This window comes from Kineococcus mangrovi (assembly GCF_041320705.1).
In the GTDB taxonomy this organism is placed as follows: Bacteria; Actinomycetota; Actinomycetes; order Actinomycetales; family Kineococcaceae; genus Kineococcus; species Kineococcus mangrovi.
Genome location: NZ_JBGGTQ010000002.1, coordinates 1 through 18,755 on the forward strand (window position 1 = coordinate 1; position 18,755 = coordinate 18,755).

At 70.9% G+C, this 18,755-nt stretch carries 12 protein-coding genes and 1 pseudogene; 8 read left to right on the top strand and 5 right to left on the bottom strand.

Annotation, left to right across the window (positions count from 1 at the left end):
* Positions 1-640: UDP binding domain-containing protein (locus tag AB2L28_RS03080; protein WP_370717836.1), on the bottom strand; the 640-nt coding region annotated here is incomplete at its 3' end.
* A gap of 217 nt (positions 641-857) precedes the next feature.
* On the opposite strand from AB2L28_RS03080, the gene AB2L28_RS03085 reads away from it, so the two are divergent.
* On the top strand, positions 858-1,184 hold the full coding sequence (locus AB2L28_RS03085; protein ID WP_370717273.1) for an acyltransferase family protein: 327 nt from the start codon (positions 858-860) through the stop codon (positions 1,182-1,184).
* A gap of 579 nt (positions 1,185-1,763) precedes the next feature.
* Here the strand turns inward: AB2L28_RS03085 and AB2L28_RS03090 are convergent.
* Together AB2L28_RS03090 and AB2L28_RS03095 are read right to left on the bottom strand one after the other, a co-directional pair.
* Positions 1,764-3,050, bottom strand: a complete 1,287-nt coding sequence (locus AB2L28_RS03090) for a DUF1501 domain-containing protein (protein WP_370717274.1) — start codon at positions 3,048-3,050, stop codon at positions 1,764-1,766.
* A gap of 8 nt (positions 3,051-3,058) precedes the next feature.
* A complete protein-coding gene (locus AB2L28_RS03095; RefSeq protein WP_370717275.1) occupies positions 3,059-4,459 on the bottom strand; it encodes a DUF1800 domain-containing protein in 1,401 nt (466 codons plus the stop codon).
* A gap of 307 nt (positions 4,460-4,766) precedes the next feature.
* On the opposite strand from AB2L28_RS03095, the gene AB2L28_RS03100 reads away from it, so the two are divergent.
* From AB2L28_RS03100 to AB2L28_RS03120, 5 genes and pseudogenes are all read left to right on the top strand, one after another.
* Positions 4,767-5,663, top strand: a complete 897-nt coding sequence (locus AB2L28_RS03100) for a hypothetical protein (RefSeq protein WP_370717276.1) — start codon at positions 4,767-4,769, stop codon at positions 5,661-5,663.
* 267 nt (positions 5,664-5,930) lie between these two features.
* A pseudogene (locus AB2L28_RS03105) lies at positions 5,931-7,419 on the top strand (IS1380 family transposase).
* A gap of 557 nt (positions 7,420-7,976) precedes the next feature.
* Positions 7,977-8,732, top strand: a complete 756-nt coding sequence (locus AB2L28_RS03110; RefSeq protein WP_370717277.1) for a hypothetical protein — start codon at positions 7,977-7,979, stop codon at positions 8,730-8,732.
* A gap of 50 nt (positions 8,733-8,782) precedes the next feature.
* Entirely contained in the window at positions 8,783-9,787 is a 1,005-nt protein-coding gene (locus AB2L28_RS03115; protein ID WP_370717278.1) for a glycosyltransferase family protein, read from the top strand.
* A gap of 19 nt (positions 9,788-9,806) precedes the next feature.
* On the top strand, positions 9,807-12,599 hold the full coding sequence (locus AB2L28_RS03120; protein ID WP_370717279.1) for an oligosaccharide flippase family protein: 2,793 nt from the start codon (positions 9,807-9,809) through the stop codon (positions 12,597-12,599).
* 133 nt (positions 12,600-12,732) lie between these two features.
* Here the strand turns inward: AB2L28_RS03120 and AB2L28_RS03125 are convergent, their stop codons facing one another.
* Positions 12,733-13,737, bottom strand: coding sequence for a glycosyltransferase (locus AB2L28_RS03125; RefSeq protein WP_370717280.1), 1,005 nt, complete (start codon positions 13,735-13,737; stop codon positions 12,733-12,735).
* A gap of 351 nt (positions 13,738-14,088) precedes the next feature.
* On the opposite strand from AB2L28_RS03125, the gene AB2L28_RS03130 reads away from it, so the two are divergent.
* Both AB2L28_RS03130 and AB2L28_RS03135 read left to right on the top strand, forming a co-directional pair.
* Positions 14,089-15,087 carry a glycosyltransferase family 2 protein gene (locus AB2L28_RS03130; protein WP_370717281.1) on the top strand — a complete coding sequence of 333 codons (999 nt, stop codon included), beginning with the start codon at positions 14,089-14,091 and terminating at the stop codon, positions 15,085-15,087.
* Positions 15,088-15,242: 155 nt separating this feature from the next.
* Positions 15,243-17,381, top strand: a complete 2,139-nt coding sequence (locus AB2L28_RS03135; RefSeq protein WP_370717282.1) for a glycosyltransferase — start codon at positions 15,243-15,245, stop codon at positions 17,379-17,381.
* A 102-nt stretch (positions 17,382-17,483) separates the two neighbouring features.
* Here AB2L28_RS03135 and AB2L28_RS03140 read toward each other — a convergent pair whose 3' ends face one another.
* The gene (locus tag AB2L28_RS03140; RefSeq protein ID WP_370717283.1) at positions 17,484-18,530 is read right to left on the bottom strand and encodes an acyltransferase family protein; all 1,047 of its coding nucleotides are present in this window, start codon (positions 18,528-18,530) and stop codon (positions 17,484-17,486) included.
* Between the last annotated feature and the right edge of the window lie 225 nt (positions 18,531-18,755).

Genomic DNA, 18,755 nt, shown 5'->3' on the forward strand with positions numbered 1-18,755 from the left:
CCGCGTAGGAGATGTCCGGCACCGCCTTGCGCGCGTTGTCCACCGCCGCCGGATCGGTCAACACCACGTCCCCACCCTGAAGACGGATCTGCGCCGCCACGTTCAACGCCGGGGAGTCACGGATGTCGTCCGACAGCGGCTTGAACGCCGCCCCCAGCACCGCCACCCGCTTACCGATCAACGACCCCTCGCACACCTCCCGGGCCAGGTCCACCATCCGGATCCGCCGACGCATGTTGATCGAGTCGACCTCCCGCAAGAACGTCAACGTCTGATCGGCCCCCAGCTCAGCGGTCTGGTAGTCGGTCACGATCAACGGCGTCCCCCGACCCAACGGGGTCGCGTACACCTCATCCAGCAGCGCCTTGGCCGCCTTGCCCTCAGTGCTGCCCGGCCCACCCGGCACCCCGTACACCAGCCGGTCCGGGGTCAGCGTGTCCTCCACCGCGTGCCCCTCACGCAAGAACTCCGGGTTCCACGCCAGCGCCGCACCCGGCTCGAAGAACGGGGCCCGCGCAGCCTGCAACGCGGTGACCTTCTCCGGATCGACGTCGATGCCGATGACCTCATGACCCAGCTCAGCCATGCACGCCGCATGGATAGCGCCGAGATACCCACACCCGATGACAGTCATCCGCACGACGCGCACAGCAGCCACCCAGCTGCAGCTCAAGAGTATGACGCAAAACACACCGGAACGCGTTTCGACGCTCGACACCATCGTGCCGCCCGTCGGGCACCCCCGATTCCCGGCCGTGGACCGTCGCGACCCGGAACCCTCAGAAAGGGGGCCACCGCAGGGAGACCACGATGACCTCAGCGCCGTCCCCGCAACGGTCTGACGACCGGCCCGCGAGTTGCGCACTGCGACTGGGAGGGGCGACGTCGCGAAAGACCTGGCCATGGCGGGGGTCGTCGCCTACCACGCGGCACTGTTCCTCGAACCCCTCGACCTGGCCCCCGGGTGGCAGGCCGAGGCAACGCGAGTCCTAGCCATCTCAATCTGCCTACCCGCCTTCTTCCTCGCCTCGGTCCTGTTCGGGGGGCGCCTGCTGACGGATTCGTGGTCGGCTCTGTTCCGCCGGCGCATCGTCCTGCTGCTTCACCTCTATGTCGCCTGGTCCCTCGTGCGCTTCGTCGTCTTCCAGGTCGTGCCCTGGGTGCTGCCCTCGAGCGACCCCTAGAACTGACGTGAACCCGTCTCGATGTTCCTGCACCCCAACGGTGGGCTCTGGTTCCTCTACACGCTCGCCCTGTACTCCGCGCGGGTCCGACTGACGCGCGCCTCGCCCTCGGCGCTAAGCCGTCGGGGTGAGCGTCCTGGTCTCAACTGTGTTCACGACCGACCTGCTGTCCACCGGCAACACCGGGTGAGACAAGACGGGCGCCAACGTCGTCTTCTTGGTGGCGGTCCACCACGGCCGTACCCTGCTGCGGGCGGTCCCGCGGGTGCTGGCCCCGGTCGTCGCGGTGGCCGTCCTACTGACCGTGCTCGCCGGCGCCGGGCTCGCCCTGGGCCTGCTCCCGGCCGGTCGCGTTGTCAAGCTGGGCCGAGCGCCGTTGTCGGTGCTGGCTCTCACGACGCTGTCGGTCAGGCTGGCGCGGAGCGCTGCGGCCGGCGACCAAGGTCCTGCCCTTGGCGCTGACTGTCCTCGCCACGGCACTCTCGCTCGGGGTGCGGCGGGCGCTGCGGGGGACGCCGGAGGGTCTTCTCCCTTCCCCGGCTCACACCCCGGTCACCGGACGCGCCCGCGAGGCCGGTGTCAACCGCGGCGGACAAGTCCTAGCGGGGAGCCGGTCGCCAGGCCGGGGAACACGTCCTGGAGGCTGCCCGCACCGCAGCGCTGCGTCAAGACCTCCCCGATCACGGCGCGGTAGTCCGTCGACCCGGCGAGCGCCCCCTCCACCAGCTGGTCGTCCTCCAGGCCCGGCCAGGCGCCGTACACCTTGCCGCCGTTGACCCCGCCGCCGAGGACGAACATCGCGTTGCCGTGCCCGTGGTCCAGGCCACCGGAACCGTTCTCGACGGCGCGGCGCCCGAACTCCGACATAGTCACCGTCGTGACCTTGCTGAGCGCCGGCCCGAGATCGGTGGCGAACGCCGCGAGCGCCTTCGCGAGCTCGGTCAGCTTGTCCGACATCCAGCCGTCACCGGCGGCGCCGAGGTTCTCGTGCATGTCCCAGTCACCGCAGTCGACGGTGGCCACCTGCACGCCCACGCCGGCCTTCACCAGCCGCGCGACGTCGGCCAGCGACTCGCCGAGGTCGCCCGCGGGGTACAGGCTCGTCGCCGCGGCCCCCGGCAGGGTGGCCAGCCGGTCAGCGGCCGTGAGCGCGGTGCGGCCGGGGGCAACGATCGTCGTCGGACCCTGGGTGTGCAGCGTGGACAGGCACGTCGACCAGCGACGGCGGTCCGCGTCGTCGCGCGGACCGGTGAGCTGGAAACCCGACAGCGAACTCGTCGCCAGCTCAGGCGCAGGCCCAGCGAGCGACTGCGGAGCCGTCGGACTACCGATCTGGACCGCCGCGAAGGCGTCGTCCTGGGCAACTCCGCGACCGCCGAGGGTGCGGTCCAGCCATCCCGTCCGCAGTGACGTCCCCGGTGCGGCCCGTTCCATCTCGGCCATCGCGGCGAAGTGCGACCGCGTGGGGTCGGGGGAACCCACGCCGTGGACGACGGCGAGGTTCCCCTTCTTCCACAACGGCAGCAGCGGAGCGAGGGAGGGGTGGAACCCGAACGTCCCGTCGAGCTGGAGCAGCCGGGACCTCGGCACCGCGATCGTGGGGCGCAGGTCGTAGTAGGCCCGGTCACCTCCGGGGACGACGGCCGACAGGCCGTCGAAACCTCCACGCAGGGACAGCACGACCAGGGTGTCCCCGGTGTACCCCGGCGCGGCCAGAGCCACCTGGGTGTGCACGGCCTCGGTGGCGACCAGAGTGACGGCGCCACCCAGGGCCTTGAGCATCGTGCGGCGGTTGAGGACGGCCGCGGCGGACCAGCGGCGCCCCTCGTCGCAGGCGCGGTCGAGGGGGGCGTGGGCGAGCGACATCTCTCGTGTCACCTCTCCATGTGCGCGGGAGCGTTGAGGGCCATGGCGGCCAGTGCGGGGAAACGTGTCGTCAACCAGGGGTCGCCCTGGACCACGGGCGACGCGGCCTGCTTCTCGCAGAACTGCAGCAGCGCCGACGCCTCCCGCGGGGTGGTCGGCCGGTACAGCAGGCGCTGCACGAGGGTGCCGACGAACTCGCCCCAGGTGCGCGGCGGGGAGGTGAGCAGGGGTTCGGACGCCGGCCACCGCAGGTCCGCGGGCTTGCGGCGCACGACGAGGTCGTGGTTGGCGTTCCAGCGCCGCAGGGTCGACCCCGCCGAGACCCAGGCCGCGGCGACGTCGGGGTAACCGTTCGGGGGTGCCCAGCTCAGTGGTGCGTGGCCGAGGCTGCGGGCCTGGGTGAAGAGCACGTCGGCACCACCGGCGCCCTCGGTCCCGGGCATGGCCCCGAGCGCTCGGACGGCGGCGACGTACCCCTCCAGGGGACGGCGGGTCTTGGCACCCGCGGAGGCGGCGAACTCCGGGCTGGCGAACAGGGCGTGCAGGACGGGGACGATCTGCGTCCCGTTCTGCAGGTAGGTCCCGGCGAGCCGGGTGACCAGCGCATCGGGCGGGGTGTCCGAGACGAACCGCAGGCACAGTTTGGTGGCGATCTGGCGGGCCGTCGCAGGCAGGGCCGCGAGGTGACGCAGGAGGGACTCCTGCACCTGCGGACCGGCGGCGGTGTTGTGCACCCCCGTCGACCAGCCCAGGACCGAGAAGGCCCCGGCGTCGTGGCGGCGCGGGTCGAAGACGGCGGTGCCGTCGCCCTTGAACGTCCAGCCGGTCATGACGCGCGCGACGTCGTCCACGGCGTGCTCGTCGTACCCGCCGGACACCCCGACGGTGTGCAGTTCCAGGACCTCGCGGCCGTAGTTCTGGTTGATCGACCCAACCTGGGAGAACCGCCCGTCGAGGTAGGTGAGCATCGAGGGGTGCCGGGAGGACGCGACGAGCATGTCCGCGAAACTCCCGAAGGCGTGGCGCCGGACGACGTTCGCGTCGTAGTCGTGGCGGTCGGCGAAGAGGGCGGTCACCGGGTTCGTGACGTTGAGGTGGTTGGACCAGAAGTCGCAGACCACCTCGAACAGCTGCCGTCGGCTCCAGGTGTAGCGGCCGATCGTCGCGTAGCTCAGCTGTTGCATGGTTCCCCAGTCACCGTGCCGAAAGCGTGCACGGCTTTGGGCGATCGACAGCTTCAGGCGCGGGAACAGGCCGAGGAACGCGTCGCAGACCGGGTCGCCGACCGAGGCCGGACGGAGCTGCTCCTCCAACCAGGCCGCGGGCCCCTTGGCCGCGACCTCCTCGAGGAGTCCCGGGGTCGGGCCCCACGTGGCGCGGCGCACCAGGTGCAGGACGTCGTCGGTCACCAACCCACCTCTCGATCTCACTGTCCGGGTGCTCCGCGGGAGGGTGGGACGGGCCGAGCCGGGCCGGGACACCGCCGCTGCCATCACGTTCTGCTCATCGACCACAACAAGCAGTCACTTGAGGGTGCGCGTTGGCGCCACCGCCGATCCCGTCGGCGTCAGGGATCACCCACAGCGATCTCACCGATCTGGTTGTAGCGGGGTTGAACCCTCAGCTACTTTGCCGGTCGTCGAGGGGGGTGGGACCGCGTCCCGAAGAGCTGCTGGGTCCCCTGTCGGCTCCCCGGACGAGACCTGAGGACAACACATGGCGCACGAGACAACTGACCACCCGCGAGGCTCCGCCGCGATCGGTCGCCGCACCGCGCTCGCGCTGGCCGCGATCGGCGCCTTCACCGTCACCCGGCCCACGCCGGCTCGCGCCACCGACTCGCCCATCCCCACGCTGCCCGGGGAGGCGTGGCGGGACACCACGCGTGTCTCGCGCATCGGACAGAAGCCCTACGAGGTCATCGATGTCGTGCAGGACGGCGACACGGCCCGGCTCTACGTCCCGTGGACGGCGGCCCTCAGAGGCCAGAAGCCCGGGGCGATGGTGTGGTTCTACCACTCCAACGGCAGCACTCACACCGCCATGGACGGCGCCTACGCCTACCCGGGGCAGCTGTGCGTGGACCAGGGGGCGACATCGATCTGCCCGACCTTCGGCGGACCCTCCACCTGGACCAACCAGACGTCCATCGCTCTGCAGACGGCTTGGTCGGCCTGGGTGCGGGCGACGTTCAGCGTCGGGGTGGCCTACGCGCGGGCGAACTCCGGCGGCGGCTCGCTCATGACGTACGCCTACGCCCGCGGCATGATCGCCAACGAACGCGGCATCTACCTGGCCAACGCGACATACGACAACGAGGAGCTTTATTCCCGCGACCCGGTCCGCATCGGGTCCGCGTACGACGACGACCCGGCCAAGATCGCCGCGACCAACCCGGCGCGCATCGGGCAGGCTGCTTGGAAGGGTAAGCGCTTCAAGACGATCGTGTCTGAGGCCGACTTCATCGTGCCGCCGGTCGCCCACGGGCTAAAGCTGGCCGACCTCGCGCGTCCGGTCGCCGCCGACGTCCGGGTGCAGTACCACGACGGAGGCCACACCGTCCCCGGATTCACCCACACCGACATGATCAGTACCTTCCGCTCGTGGTCCTGAATCACCACTGAGTGGTTCCACGATGCCGCACGCCGGGGACTTAAACCACTAGAGAGCGATGCATGTGTCGTCCCCGAGGCGCGACACGAGCACGCTCCCGGCGATCGATGGCGTCGCGTGAGGATATTCGGGGGCGGAGTCTCAGCCTGGATCCACCGCTCGGTGATCATGCACGGGTCGGGACGTGAGGCGGCGGGTGGCTTCTGACCTGCAACGATGGGACTTCTCTACGGTTCCAACGCAGCAGCAAGGGAAGACACCCGCCGAATGCAAGTCTCGCACGCCCTCACCCCCGCCTCGGCGACCTCCTCGATCACCTTTGACGAGGCGAACCTGACCACCCATGCCGGGCTGATCCCGGCCCTGCAGCTGGCCCAAAGCGCCGGATTGCGCGATCTGCTCAGCACGCACCTGACCCTGGCCGGTCCCGGATCGCCGAACGCTGCGGCCAAGGCTACCGGCCTGGTCGCCGGGATGCTCACCGGCGCCGACAGCATCGACGCTCCCACCGTCGTCCCGGGGCCTTGTGGACGTCCTGCGTCACGACGCGAACACGAAACTGTTCGACGACGTCCGCGCTCCCTCGACGCTGGGGAACTTCCTGCGGGCCTTCACCCATGGCCACGTCCGACAGTTGAACGCGGTCGCGGCCCGCTTCCTGACCGGTCTGCGAGCCGTGACCGCCGCAGCCGGCGCGCCCCTGCTGGCCGATGCCGATGACCAAGCCGACGACCGAGCCGATCAGCTGGTCTACGTCGATGTCGATGACACCATCCGGCAGACCTACGGCTACGCCAAGCAGGGCGCCGGCTACGGCTACTCCAAGGTCCAAGGGTTGAACGCGATGCTGGTGACCGCGACCACCTCGACCAGCACCCCGATCATCCTGGGCACCCGGCTGCGCAAGGGGTCGGTCGCCAGCGCCAAGGGCGCACCGAAACTGCTGGATGATGCGTTGGCGACCCTCAAACGCACCGGCACCACCAGCACCAGCACCGGGTTGGTGATCATGCGTGCTGACTCGGCGTACTGCGGCCATGCCGTGGTCGCCGCCGTCCGCCGGGGCCGGGCCCGGTTCTCGATCACCGCGCGCAGCAATCCTGCTGTCCAGAAGGCGATCGGGGGCATCGGCGGGGATGCCTGGACGCCAATCGAGTACACCGACGCGGTCTGGGACGAGGATGACCAGCGGTGGCCCTCTGATGCCGAGGTCGCCGAGACGACCTACACGGCGTTCACCGGCCGGCCGAAGGCTGAGCACGTCACCGCGCGGTTGATCGTCCGGAGCGTCAAGCGGTTGAACCCCGCTGTTGTGGGTCACGGGCAGGGCGAGTTGTTCGACACCTACCGCTACCACGCGGTGTTCACCGACTCCCCGCTGCCGATGCTGGTCGCCGAGAAGGATCACCGCGCACACGCGGTGATCGAGTCGGTGATCGCCCAGCCCAAGGACGGGCCGCTGGCGCATCTGCCGTCGGGGAAGTTCCAGGCCAACGCGGCCTGGTTGGTGTTGGCGGCGATCACCCACAACTTGACCCGCGCGATCGCGGTGCTGGCCGGACCGGGGCACTGCCGTGAACGGGCGGCGACGATCCGAAGCGAGCTGATCAGCCTGCCGGCTCGGGTCGCCTCCTCGGCGCGCAGGCTGCGGTTGCGCGCCCCGTCCGGTTGGCCCTGGCAGTCCCGCGTGGTGAACGTGCTGGCCGCGATCGCTCAGATCGCCCGCCTGCAGCTGGTGTTGGCCCACCGGACCTGAGCACCGCTCGACGCCCACCGCCCGAGAGGGCACGACCAGGAACCGCAGCGGAAGAGCCGACACCCGGTCGGCGGCTACCTCACGCCCTGCTCGTGGTGACCTGCCTTCGGCAGGTCACCACGAGCTCACCGATCATCCGACGGTGGATTCAGGTTCAGCCGGGGTTGGCGACCTGTTCTCACCGCCGACTCGATGACCCTCCGCTGGTCAGCTACGACGTTCAGTCACGTCCTGCAGGGCGCGCGACGAGCCACCCATCGACGCTTCCCGTCGCGACGCAGAGCGACGTCGCCGATCTGCTTGCCGCCGGGTTGAGCCTTCAGTTAGTTTCCCGTCGGCGGGTGGCCGCCGGAACCGCATCTCGAAGGACCCGCCGGTCCCGTTCAGCCCGACCCAGACGAGGACTGGTGACCCCCATGGCGCACGAGCAGACGGCCGCTGCGACCCGGAACCTGACGGCGGTCGGGCGACGGACCGCGCTGGTCCGGGCGGTAGCTGGTGGCGTCGCGCTGATCCGCTCGGCGGGGGCCCGCGCTGCGGACTCCCCGATCCCGACGTTGCCGGGTGAGGTCCGGCGAACCGCCACGAAAGTCTCCCGCATCGGCAAGCGGTCCTACGAGGTCATCGACGTCGTGCAGAACGGCGACACCGCCCGACTCTCCACCCCGTGGACCGTGGCGCTGACCGGCGCGACGCCGGGTGTGGTCGTGTGGTTCTACCACGCCAGCGGCAGCACCCACACCGCCATGGACGGCGCCGGCGCCTACCCGGTGCAGTTGTGCGTGGACCAGGGAATGACCTCGACCTGTCCCGCATTCGGCGGGCCGTCGACCTGGACCCGCCAGAAAGCGATCGGCCTGCAGTCGAGGTGGTCGACGTGGGTGCCCTCGACCTTCAGAGTCGGGTCAGCGTTCGCACGGGCCAATCCTGGCGGCGGATCGCTCATGCCCTACGCCTACGCGACAAGTACGGTCCCGGAGCAGCGGGGCATCTACCTGGCCAACGCCACCTACGACAACGAGGAGCTCTACTCCCGCGACCCGGCCCGCATCGGGTCGGCCTACGGCAACGACCCCGCTCTCGTCGCGCCGACGAACCCCGCCCGCACCCCCCAGGACGCATGGACGGGTAAGCGTTGCGAGACGGTCGCGTCACTGGCCGCCATCGTTCCGCCGGCCTCGCACGGGCTGAAACTGGTCAACCTCGTGCGTCCGGTCGCCACCGACGTCCGGGTGCAGTACCACGACCAGGGGCACACCGTTCCCGGTTTCACCCACACCGACACGATGAGCACCTTCCGCGCATGGTCGTGACCCTGCCCTGGAGGGCTGCCGGGCGACCCGCCCTCGAACGGAAGGCCCCGGTGCGCGTGCTCCACACGTTGCGGCCCACGACCTACCGGGGCACCACGTACGCCGACCTGGTGTTCGACCGCGTTCCGGACGGCGTCGAGTACGCCTACTTCAGTTGGCGCGCAGCACTGATGGGTCGCTACGACGTCCTGCACGCCCACTGGCCCGAACTGCTGGTGCGCGACACGCGGCGGCCCTGGTTGCGGGTGGTGCGCCGGCGACTGCTGGACGTACTGCTCCTGCGACTGCGGAGCCGGGGCATCCCGCTGGTGTGGACCGCCCACAACGTCAAACCGCACGAGGACGGGCCGGCGGCCGAGCACCGCGTGCTGGAACGCTTCGCGAAGCAGGTCGACGTCTCGCTCACGATGACCGGTGCGAGCCCGGTCCGCGTGGGCCGAGAACGCGTCATGATCCCGCACGCCCACTACCGACACCTCTACGGGCACGCCCTCCCCACCGCGGCGCCGGACGCCGTGCCGGGGCGCCTCCTGCACTTCGGCATCATCCGCCCCTACAAGGGGGTTGAAGGCCTCCTCGCAGCTTTCGAGGACGTCGAGGTGCCCGGGGCCACCCTGCACGTCGCAGGCCACCCGCACCCCGGCCAGGCCGCGCTCGTCGTGGCCGTCGTCGCACGCGACCCCCGCGTCACCGCGGTGCTCAGGTACCTCGCCGACGATGAGCTGGCCACCGAGATCCTCCGCTCCCAGCTCGTCGTCCTGCCCTACCGGGGTCAGATGCACAACTCCGGGACGCTGCTCGCAGCCCTGTCACTCGGGCGCCCGGTCCTGGTTCCCCGCTCCCCCACCAACACCGCCCTCGCGCAGACCGTGGGTCCGGAGTGGATCATCCAGTACGATGGCGACCTGTCAGCCAGCACGCTCAGTGAGGCCCTAGCCCAGACCGCTGGGTCGTCCGCCCGGACGCCGGACCTCAGCGCGCACGATCCCGACGTGGTGGCCTCAGCCCACCTCGCCGTGTACCGCCGACTCCTGTCCGGGTCCCGGCGGAGGTGACAGGACAGGAGGAGTGTCGATGAGTCCCAGTCTGGGCCGGGCCGCCGGTCGGGGGGCGGTCATCACCCTCGGGACGCAGGGGGTCCGCCTCGTCGTCCAAGTCATCGGTCTCGCGGTGCTGGGACGCCTGCTCGCCCCCCACGACTACGGTCTCGTCGCGATCGTCACGGTCCTCGTGTCGGCCGGAGAGGTGTTCCGCGACTTCGGGTTGTCGGCCGCGGCCATCCAGGCCAAGACGCTGAGCCGCGGCCAGCGGGACAACTTGTTCTGGATCAACACCGGCATCGGCCTCGTCCTCGCGCTGCTGCTGTGCGCGTTGAGTCCTGTCCTGGCCCACGTCTACCGCGACGACCGGCTCACGCTCATCGCCGTGGTCATGTCCGGGATCTTCGTGCTCAACGGGATCTCGACCCAGTACCGGGCCGGGCTGGCCCGCTCCCTGCAGTTCGGCCGGCTGAGCGGGGCCGAACTGCTCGGCCAGGTCACCGGGGTCGCGGTGGCCGTGACCGTGGCGGCCCTCGGCGGCGGCTACTGGGCCCTGGCGGCGCAGTGGATCAGCGCCCAGTCCCTCGCGCTCGTCCTCGTCTTCGCGTGGAGCCGGTGGCGGCCGGGCCGGATCGACCGTACGGCATCGGTACGCCCATTCCTGAACTTCGGGTCCGCCCTGCTCGGCTCCACGCTGCTCAACAACGCCGTGAACTACACCTCCCCCCTGGCCCTGGGCCTGGCCGGGAACCCGGTGACGGTCGGCCTGTACAACCGGGCCCAGCAGCTCGTCACCATGCCGCTCGTGCAGATCCAGGCCCCCACGACCCGCGTCGCCCTGCCGATCCTGTCGCGCGTCCAGGACGACCCGAAGCAGTTCACGAGGATGCTCCTGCGTGGCCAGCTGGCGCTGCTGACCCTTATCGGCCTCGTGTTCGCCGTCCTGTTCGCACAGGCCCCGGCGGCCGTCCGCGTCCTGCTGGGGCCGCAGTGGGGCGACGTGGTGCCCCTGTTCCGCATCCTGCTGCTGGCCGGTTTCATGCAGGCCGCCACCTACGCCGCGAGCTGGGTGTTCCAAGCGCGCGGGCTGACCGGATCGCAGTTGCGGTACTCCCTGGCGACGCGTCCCCTGTTCGTCGTCGCCATCTGCATCGGTGCGGCGTTCGGACCGACGTGGACCGCGGCGGCCTACGCCGGCTCGCTCCTCGCGGGGTGGCCCCTCTCGTTGTGGTGGCTGCGGCGCCTCGGTGGTGTTCCCACCGGGCGGATGGCCCGCAACGGCCTGCAGGGTGCGCTCCTGGCCACCACGGCCGGGGCCGCGTCCTGGGGGGCCACACACGTCGTCACGCTCCCCCCGGTGCTCGACCTCGTCGTCGGTGGCCTGGCCGTAGCGCTGACCGCCGCGATCGCCTTCGCTCTGGTCCCCAGCTATCGACGTGAGGTAGGCGCAGTGAAGAAAACGTTGTCCCGCAGGAAGTCCCGCAAGAGTTCCGACGCAGGCTCGGGTACGGGCGCCGTTCCGGCGCCCCGCAGCGGCCACACCGCTCGCCGGGGTCGCGCCACGCGCGCCGTCGCGCGCCGTCTGCTCATCCGCGCTTGGTACTCCTCGGGTGTCCCGACGGCCCTGGACCGCTCCACGATCCGGCGGACACACCGCAGGGCCGTCCGCTCCGCGGCCCTAGCCGGCACGCACGACGGACGTCGCCACCTCGTCGTGGCAGCGCCGGGGGCGGGTAACATCGGCGACCAGGCCCTGCTCGAAGCGGTCCTGGAGGGCAGCGACCTGCCCGTCCTGCTCGCCACCTCGGGCGCAACGCCCACGCTGCTGGCTCCGCTGGCCGAGCGCGTCGAGCTCCTCGACGTCCCGCACCTCGTCTACGGCACCGGCACGGCGCACCGCGCCTCGGTGCGCCGTTTCGGGCAAGCGCTCGCGCGCGCGTCCCACGTCTCCCTCATCGGCGCCGACGTCATGGACGGCCGTTACTCCCTCCCGGCATCCGTCCGACGGGCGAGCACGGTCACAGCGGCGGCCCGCGCCGGTGTCGACACCCGGGTCGTCGGGTTCAGCTGGAGCGAGCGGCCCCGGACGGCCGCCCGACGGGAACTGCGCCGCGCCGCGCGCGCCGGTGTCCGTCTGCTCGTGCGCGACCCCGTTTCGGCCGAGCGCCTGGCCGCCGACGGGGTGTCTCCGGTGATCCCGGTCGCCGACGTCGTGTTCTCGGCCCGGACCCGCGACGACGCGGCTGCGGACCGCTACGCCCCCGAGGGTGCCCGGACCGCTCTGGTGAACGCCAGCGGACTCATCGCCAAACGCGCCGACCTCCTCGGCGACTACGAGGTCGTCGTGCGCGACCTGCTCGCGCGGGGGCTGCGCGTCGTGCTCCTGCCGCACGTGCTGCGCACGGGCAGCGATGACCTCACCGCCTGCGAGGCCCTGGCCGAGCGGTTCTCCCCGGACGAGGTCACCGTCGTCCGTGAGCTCCTGACGCCCGCCCAGGTGCGCGGACTCGCCGCGCGGGCCACGCTCGTCGTCACCGGCCGCATGCACCTAGCCGTCATGGCATCCATGTCAGCTGTGCCCGCCGTGACCCTGGCGACGCAGGGGAAGGTCGAGGGGCTCATGCGTCTGCTGGGAACGCCGGAACTGGAACTGGCCCCCCGCTCGGGGTTCTCCGCTCACGTGCCAGACCTGGTAGACCGCGTCCTGCCCGATGACTCTCCCACGCGCGAAGCACTGCAGCGCAACCTGGAGATGGTGACCGGACTCTCCCGGCGGAACCTCGCGGGCCTACGGGTGGACACCGTCCTGGACACCGCCGACGCCTGACCCCGGCTCCGTTCCCGGACGGTGGGCTCACCGTCGCTCACGGACGGGGTCAGACCCGGAGGACGATAAACCCCCGGTACGATGATAGCCCGGTCCCCCGCAAAGGACCGGGCTCTCATCCGAGGCCCCGGCGTCAAACCGGAGCTCGGCCCGCCGTCACGTCGGCGGTGGGCAGCGTCACGGCCAGCGGGCGACGCGGCGCCGGGAGCCGCAACGGCGGGGGTGCGGCCAGAGCGCGGACGGACAGGCGGGCCGCCGCGAGCAGGTCCTCCAGCGCGGGGCCCTCCTCACCGGGGACGATGGCCAACCCCTGCTCGGCCAGGTACCCAGCGAGCTGGAGCTGGTGGTCGTCGATGTGCTCGTCGAACTCCTGCCGACGAGGCAGCAGCACCGGGACGAGACCGTTGCTCATGGCCGCCAGGGCGGTTCCCGTACCCGCGTGCCCCACGAGGACGTCGCACTCGCGCAATGCGGAGTCGAACTCGTTGGAAGGCAGGAAGGGCCGAGCGTCGATGGGCAGACCCGAGGTGTCGTTCGCCCCGGTCTGCCATAGCACCTCGGCGTCCGGCGGGAGGATCTGCACCATGCGCTCGAGCAGGCGGCGGAACCCGTAGCTCTCGTGCGTACCGACGCTGACGACAACCTTCAGCGGGCCGCTGCGCGGCGTCCGGGGGGTGGTCTCGAACCCGTCGAAGACGGATCCGCCGTGGCCCCAGGTGGCGTCGACGAGGTGCGGGTACTGGGTGAGGCAATGCACCCCGGGGAGCATCGCCATGAGCCGGCCGCTGAGGCTGGGACCGGAGACGCGGGTCGCGCTCTCGATGAAGTACGTGTCGATGCGCCGGGCCACGGCCAGCGGGAGCACGGCCACCGCGAGGCTGTTCCCGGTGCTCACGACGAAGTCGACGTCGTCCTCGCGGAAGAACCGGCGGGCGCTGACCGCGTTCTTCACCGCCGTCACCGCGTCCCGGGGGGCGGAGTTCCGCAGGTACGAAACGCGTTCTCCCGCGAGCAGGGAGCGGGTCTGCGGCGTGTCGATGGTGATCCAGTGGCGGTCCGGTCCGGTGGGCAGTCGGGGGGCGAGCTGACGCAACTGACGGATGTGACCACCGCCGTTGGCCACGAGAAGCGCAGTCATGGCACCTCGAACCTTTCGTGGGATTGACCGTCATCGGGGGAGCGGGACGCGGCGGGCCGCCGTTCTGTCAGGGCTCACAGAGGCTCCGGCTCGTAGTTCCGTTGGGAGCGTAGTGGAGAAAATGTGTCGAACCTGCACCGCCCATGATCGGGAATGTCACACGACCCACAGCTGGTACAGAGCGCTCGCACTGTGCTATCCACGAGCGGCACTGTTTCTCGACCGGCACGACGGCCGCTCGCGGTCCCTTGCGCGGACCCCTCGAGCTCTGGTTGCATACCCCGCGCCGTTCTGAAACCCCACCGGATGGTTCCGAGTCCGGCGCCACCGCGATCGATTGGCCCCTGACCCATGGTTCTCGTCAGCGTCGTCCTCCCGGTCTACAACGACGTCGACCACGCTCCGTCCGCCGTCACACGGCTTCTACGGCAACGACTCCCAGCCGAGACGAGGCTCGAGGTCGTGGTCGTGGACGACGGGTCGAGCGATGGTTCGGCGCAGGCCCTCCAGCTCGTGGCCGCGCAGGACGACCGCATCAGCTTCGTCCGTCAGTCCGAGAACTCCGGTGTTGCGCGAGCACGTCGTCGAGGTGTCGAGACGGCGAAGGGCGAGTGGGTCTGGTTCGTCGACTCCGACGACGAGTGGCCCGACGACGCGGTGGGAAACCTCCTCGCCGCGGCCGGCGTGACGCCAGGACGGGACGACGACACCGTCGACATGGTCGTGGCGGACGCCGAACTGGTACCCATGACGGGTGGGGTGCGACGCATCTCCTCACCCCGTTCGGGCCGCGTAACCGGTTCCGCCGCAGTGGAAATGCTCCTGACCGGGGACATCACCGGCCACCTCTGGAACAAACTTTTTCGCCGGCGGCTGCTACTCCAGGTGGAGTTCCCCCCCGCCCACGTGCAGTCCGACCTGGCCCTCGTCGCCGGCGCCCTCTCGGAGGCCAGGGTTGTCGTCCCGACCTCCGCGGTCGTCTACCGCTACCTCAAACGAGCCGGGTCCGTCATCACCTCGAGCAGCCGACGTGCGGAGTCCCTGGCCGTCGTCGAGCGCAGCGTGCTGGGCGCAGCACGACGGGCCGGTGTCGCCGAGGACAACCCGGCCCTCGCCTACTTCTGCCTGCGCTACATCGCCCTGTCGGGCGTGAAGGACGCGTTGGGCGGCGCCTACGACGAGGCGACCTCGCGGTCCCTCTTGCGTTCTCTCCGGCGACGCATCGGGGTGCGGGGTGTCGTGACGCTCGCCCGCCGGCGGGACAAGCGCGTGGCGCTGGCGGTCCTGGCGCACGCTCCCCGGCCCGTGCAGGTGCGCCTGCTGAACCCGTCCTCGCGCTTGCTCGCCTGACACCACCGCCGCCGGGCCGCGTAGCGAGGCCTGTGCCTCAGCCGTCCGAACCGCTACCATCGGCGCGGGCCGACGGCGTCCTCGTCTAGAAGCCCCCTCCCGGGTGCGACCGGACCGCCGGATCCGACGACGATGGACCCTTCTGGAGGTTTTTCGTGCCGCAAGTGTTCGCCGTTGGCCGCGGCGCCTACGACAACATCGGTGACGCGATCCTCCGCCGCCAGCTCCTGGACTGGCTGCGCGAGGTCGGCACGCTCAACGTGTACGTCGGTGCGTCCCCCGACGGGTACGACGCAGACCTGGGGCTGCAGCCGCAGGACGTCGTGCACCGGAGCCTGCGCCGCTGGTACGCGGCCGCCCTGGCCGAGGCCGTCCGAGGTCGGGCCGCCTATGCCTTCAAACCCGGCGAGATCCAGCTGACCCTCGTGGGCCTCAAGGAGCACCTCGTCGTCCTGCCGCTGCTGGGCGTGCTGCGGACCCGTCGCGGGCGCGCAGTGCGCGTCGGCGTAGGGGCTCGGTCCTTCGCCCCGCTCCCCCGCGCCCTGATGCGCCCCTCGATCGCCCTGTCCGACCTCACCCTCTGGCGGGACAACTGCACAGCGGCCTACCTGCGGGGCTCGAGCATGCCCGACCTGGCTTTCGGCGAAGGCAGCAGCGACGTCGAGCTGGGCCGCGCCGGAACCCTCCGGGACGTCCTGGTCGTCTCCCTGCGCGGCGACGGCGACCGGCCCTACCCCTCTCCCGAGACTCTCGAGGGGATCCGAGAGTTCGCCCGCCGACGCGGTCTGACGATCTGGGCCGTGACCCAGGTGACGAAGGATCACGACCGTGCCCGCCGGCTCGCCGACGCCCTCGGCGGGGAGTTCCTCGGCTGGGAGACCGCCGTCGGGCACGACGTGCAGGAACGCGCCCTACGGGAGCTGTACCGGCGGACGGAGGTCGTCGTCTCCGACCGTCTCCACGTCGTCATCGCCGCCTTCACGGAGGGTGCAGTGCCTGTCGCTGGTCTCGTCGAACCCGCACCGAAGCTCGAGCGCCACCTGTCGACCGTCGGGGTCGACGACGTCCAGCTCGACCTGTCGAGCCGGGACGCGGAAGAGGTCGCGACCCGCCTCGCCGAACTCTCCCAGCGCCGTGCCGAGTTCTTCGACCGGTTGCTCGAAGCCCGCACCGGGTTGCGCGCCATCCGGCAGCAAGTGCAGGAGACCGTGGGAGCGGCAGGTTCTCCCCGCCGGCGTCCCCGATCCAGGACGGACCGTGCGCGCGTCCACCACCTCGGCCGGGCCGGCGAGATCGCCGGGGGTATGACCCAGGTCCTCAACGGCTACCTCGCCGGCCGGTTCGACCGTGTCGATGTCGACCTCCTCGTGACCCGGAGCGACCCTGGTGCCGTGGTCTCCTCGGCGGCCCGCGCCGCCCGCGCCGGGCTGTCGCTCGCACGGCTTCCGCGCGACTCCTCGGTGGTGGCCGCGCACCTGAGCGCCGGGGGTTCCTTCCTGCGGGAGGGTACGCTGCTGCGGCTCGCCGACCGGCTCGGCCTGGCCACGGTGGCCCACCTGCACGGCAGCAGTTTCGCCGCGTTCGCCCGACGCCGGCCCAAGCTCGTGCGCTCTGTCCTCGGCGCGGCCGACCACATCGTCTCGCTGTCGCAGGAATCCTCAGATGTCACGCGGACGCTGGTGCCGGAGGCCCGGATCACCCTCGTGCCCAACGCCGTCGCGATGGGTCGAGGGGAATCGAAGGAACGCCTCGTCGTGTTCGGCGGCGCGGTCGGCCGCCGCAAGGGTGTCGACGTCCTGCTCGAGGCCTGGTCTGGCGTCGACGCGGCGGGGTGGCGGTTGTTGGTCGTCGGGCCCGTGGTCGATCCCGACGTGGTCCCCGGTGGGGACTCATCCAGGGCGGGATCCGTCGAGTTCCTCGGCGCCGTCCCGCACGCCGAACTCTTGGAACTCCTCGAACGGTCGAGCGTCGCCGTCCTGCCCTCCCGTGGCGAGGCCATGCCGGTCTTCGTCCTCGAGGCGATGGCTCGCGCGAACGCCGTCGTCGCCACGGACGTGGGCGGTCTGGCCGAGGTCCTCGGTGACGGGCGGGGCGCCGTCGTGCCCGCTGGAGACGTCGTCGCGCTGCGGGAGGCGTTGCAGCGCGCTGTGAGCGACGAAGAGTGGCGTGCCCGGACGGCCGCCGCGGCCGTCGACGCCGCCCGGCGGAACTACAGCACCGAGACGATCCACCCCGAGCTCGAGAAGGTGTGGCTCGACGCGCTCGAACGCAGGTCGCTGCGCGAAGGGTCTTGAACCCGGGCCGCTGACGGTGCGGCAGCACGACGGAGGGGCGGGAACCGGTGGTTCCCGCCCCTCCGTCGTGCCGCCCCGGCACGATTCCTCGTTGGACAGAGGTCATTTCGCGCCGACCGTCGAACGCGGTTCCCGTCGCGACCGGCCGGCACGCACGAAACGCTCCGGCGGCGCGAACAACCACCGGAACCGGGTGGCCACCAGGGCCAGGCGCCACGACAACCACAGGACGGCGGCGCTCAGGCCGAGCTGCACCGTGACGTCCACGGGGCGGGGCCAGGCCGGGTCCACGAGCCGCAACGCGCTCGTCACCAGGACGATGGGGAACAGGTGCAGGAGGTACACGCCGTAGGAGTTGCGCCCGAGTGTCGTCAGGCCGTCCCTGACGCGCCCGACCGGGAGGTGGGCGACGAGCACGATTCCGCCGGCGACGGCGAGAACCTGACCCGCGAGGGTGATCCCGGGAACGTGCCGCAACCCCGTCAGCAACGCAGCGGTGAACACCAGAACACCCAGAGCGATCGGCAGGACGTGCCAAGGCCGGCTGGCGTCGACCAGACGCTTGAGGCGCGGGGCGAGGAGCGCGCCCGCGACGAAGAAGACGAACAAGGATCCGATGCGCGTCCAGCCCACGTTGTCCACCCGCACGATCCCCGATGAGAATACCGCGGACACGACCGCCGAACCCCCAAGCTGCACCGCGGGGGGTAGCGCCGCCACCAGCCGCCGGAGCATCGTGAAGAGAGCGAGCGCGAACAGGAACCAGTAGCTGCTGCTCGGCCAGACCGGCAGCAGCGCAACAGTTCGCCACTCATCGGCGGGCAGGTCGCCGAGCCCGCCCTGCAGGCCGGGGACGAGGAGGTAGAAGACGGTCCGCAGCAGCGACCAGAGGAAGTAGACGTACGCCAGCGGCAGCACCCGGCGGCGGAGGACCGCGCTGACGCCGAGACGTCCGTGACCCGCTGCCGCCATCCCCGCGATCACGAAGAACGCGGGCATCGGGAACAGTTCGAAGGGAACTTTGAGACGCCCGATGACCGCGTCCACCCCGACGGGATCCAGGTAGAGGGACACGTGGAAGACCACCACCATGGCGATGGCGAGACCCTTGACCTGGTCGGCCCAGGTCAGACGGCGCGAGGCGTTCACGGGGCCTCCGAGGGCACGTTGGGGAGTGGACGGCCAGAGTACGTGAGTCGGGCCTCCGGAGCGACGGTCCTGTGGAGATCGGGTGAGTTCCACCGCACCAGCCGCCGGGGAGCCCCCACTGCGCTCCCCCAGGTGGTACAAAGTCGCACAGCAGGGTGGAGTCTCTCCCGGCAACCGCCCAACGGCCCCCGCGGTCGTCCGCCGCGCGACCGACCTCGCCCGTGC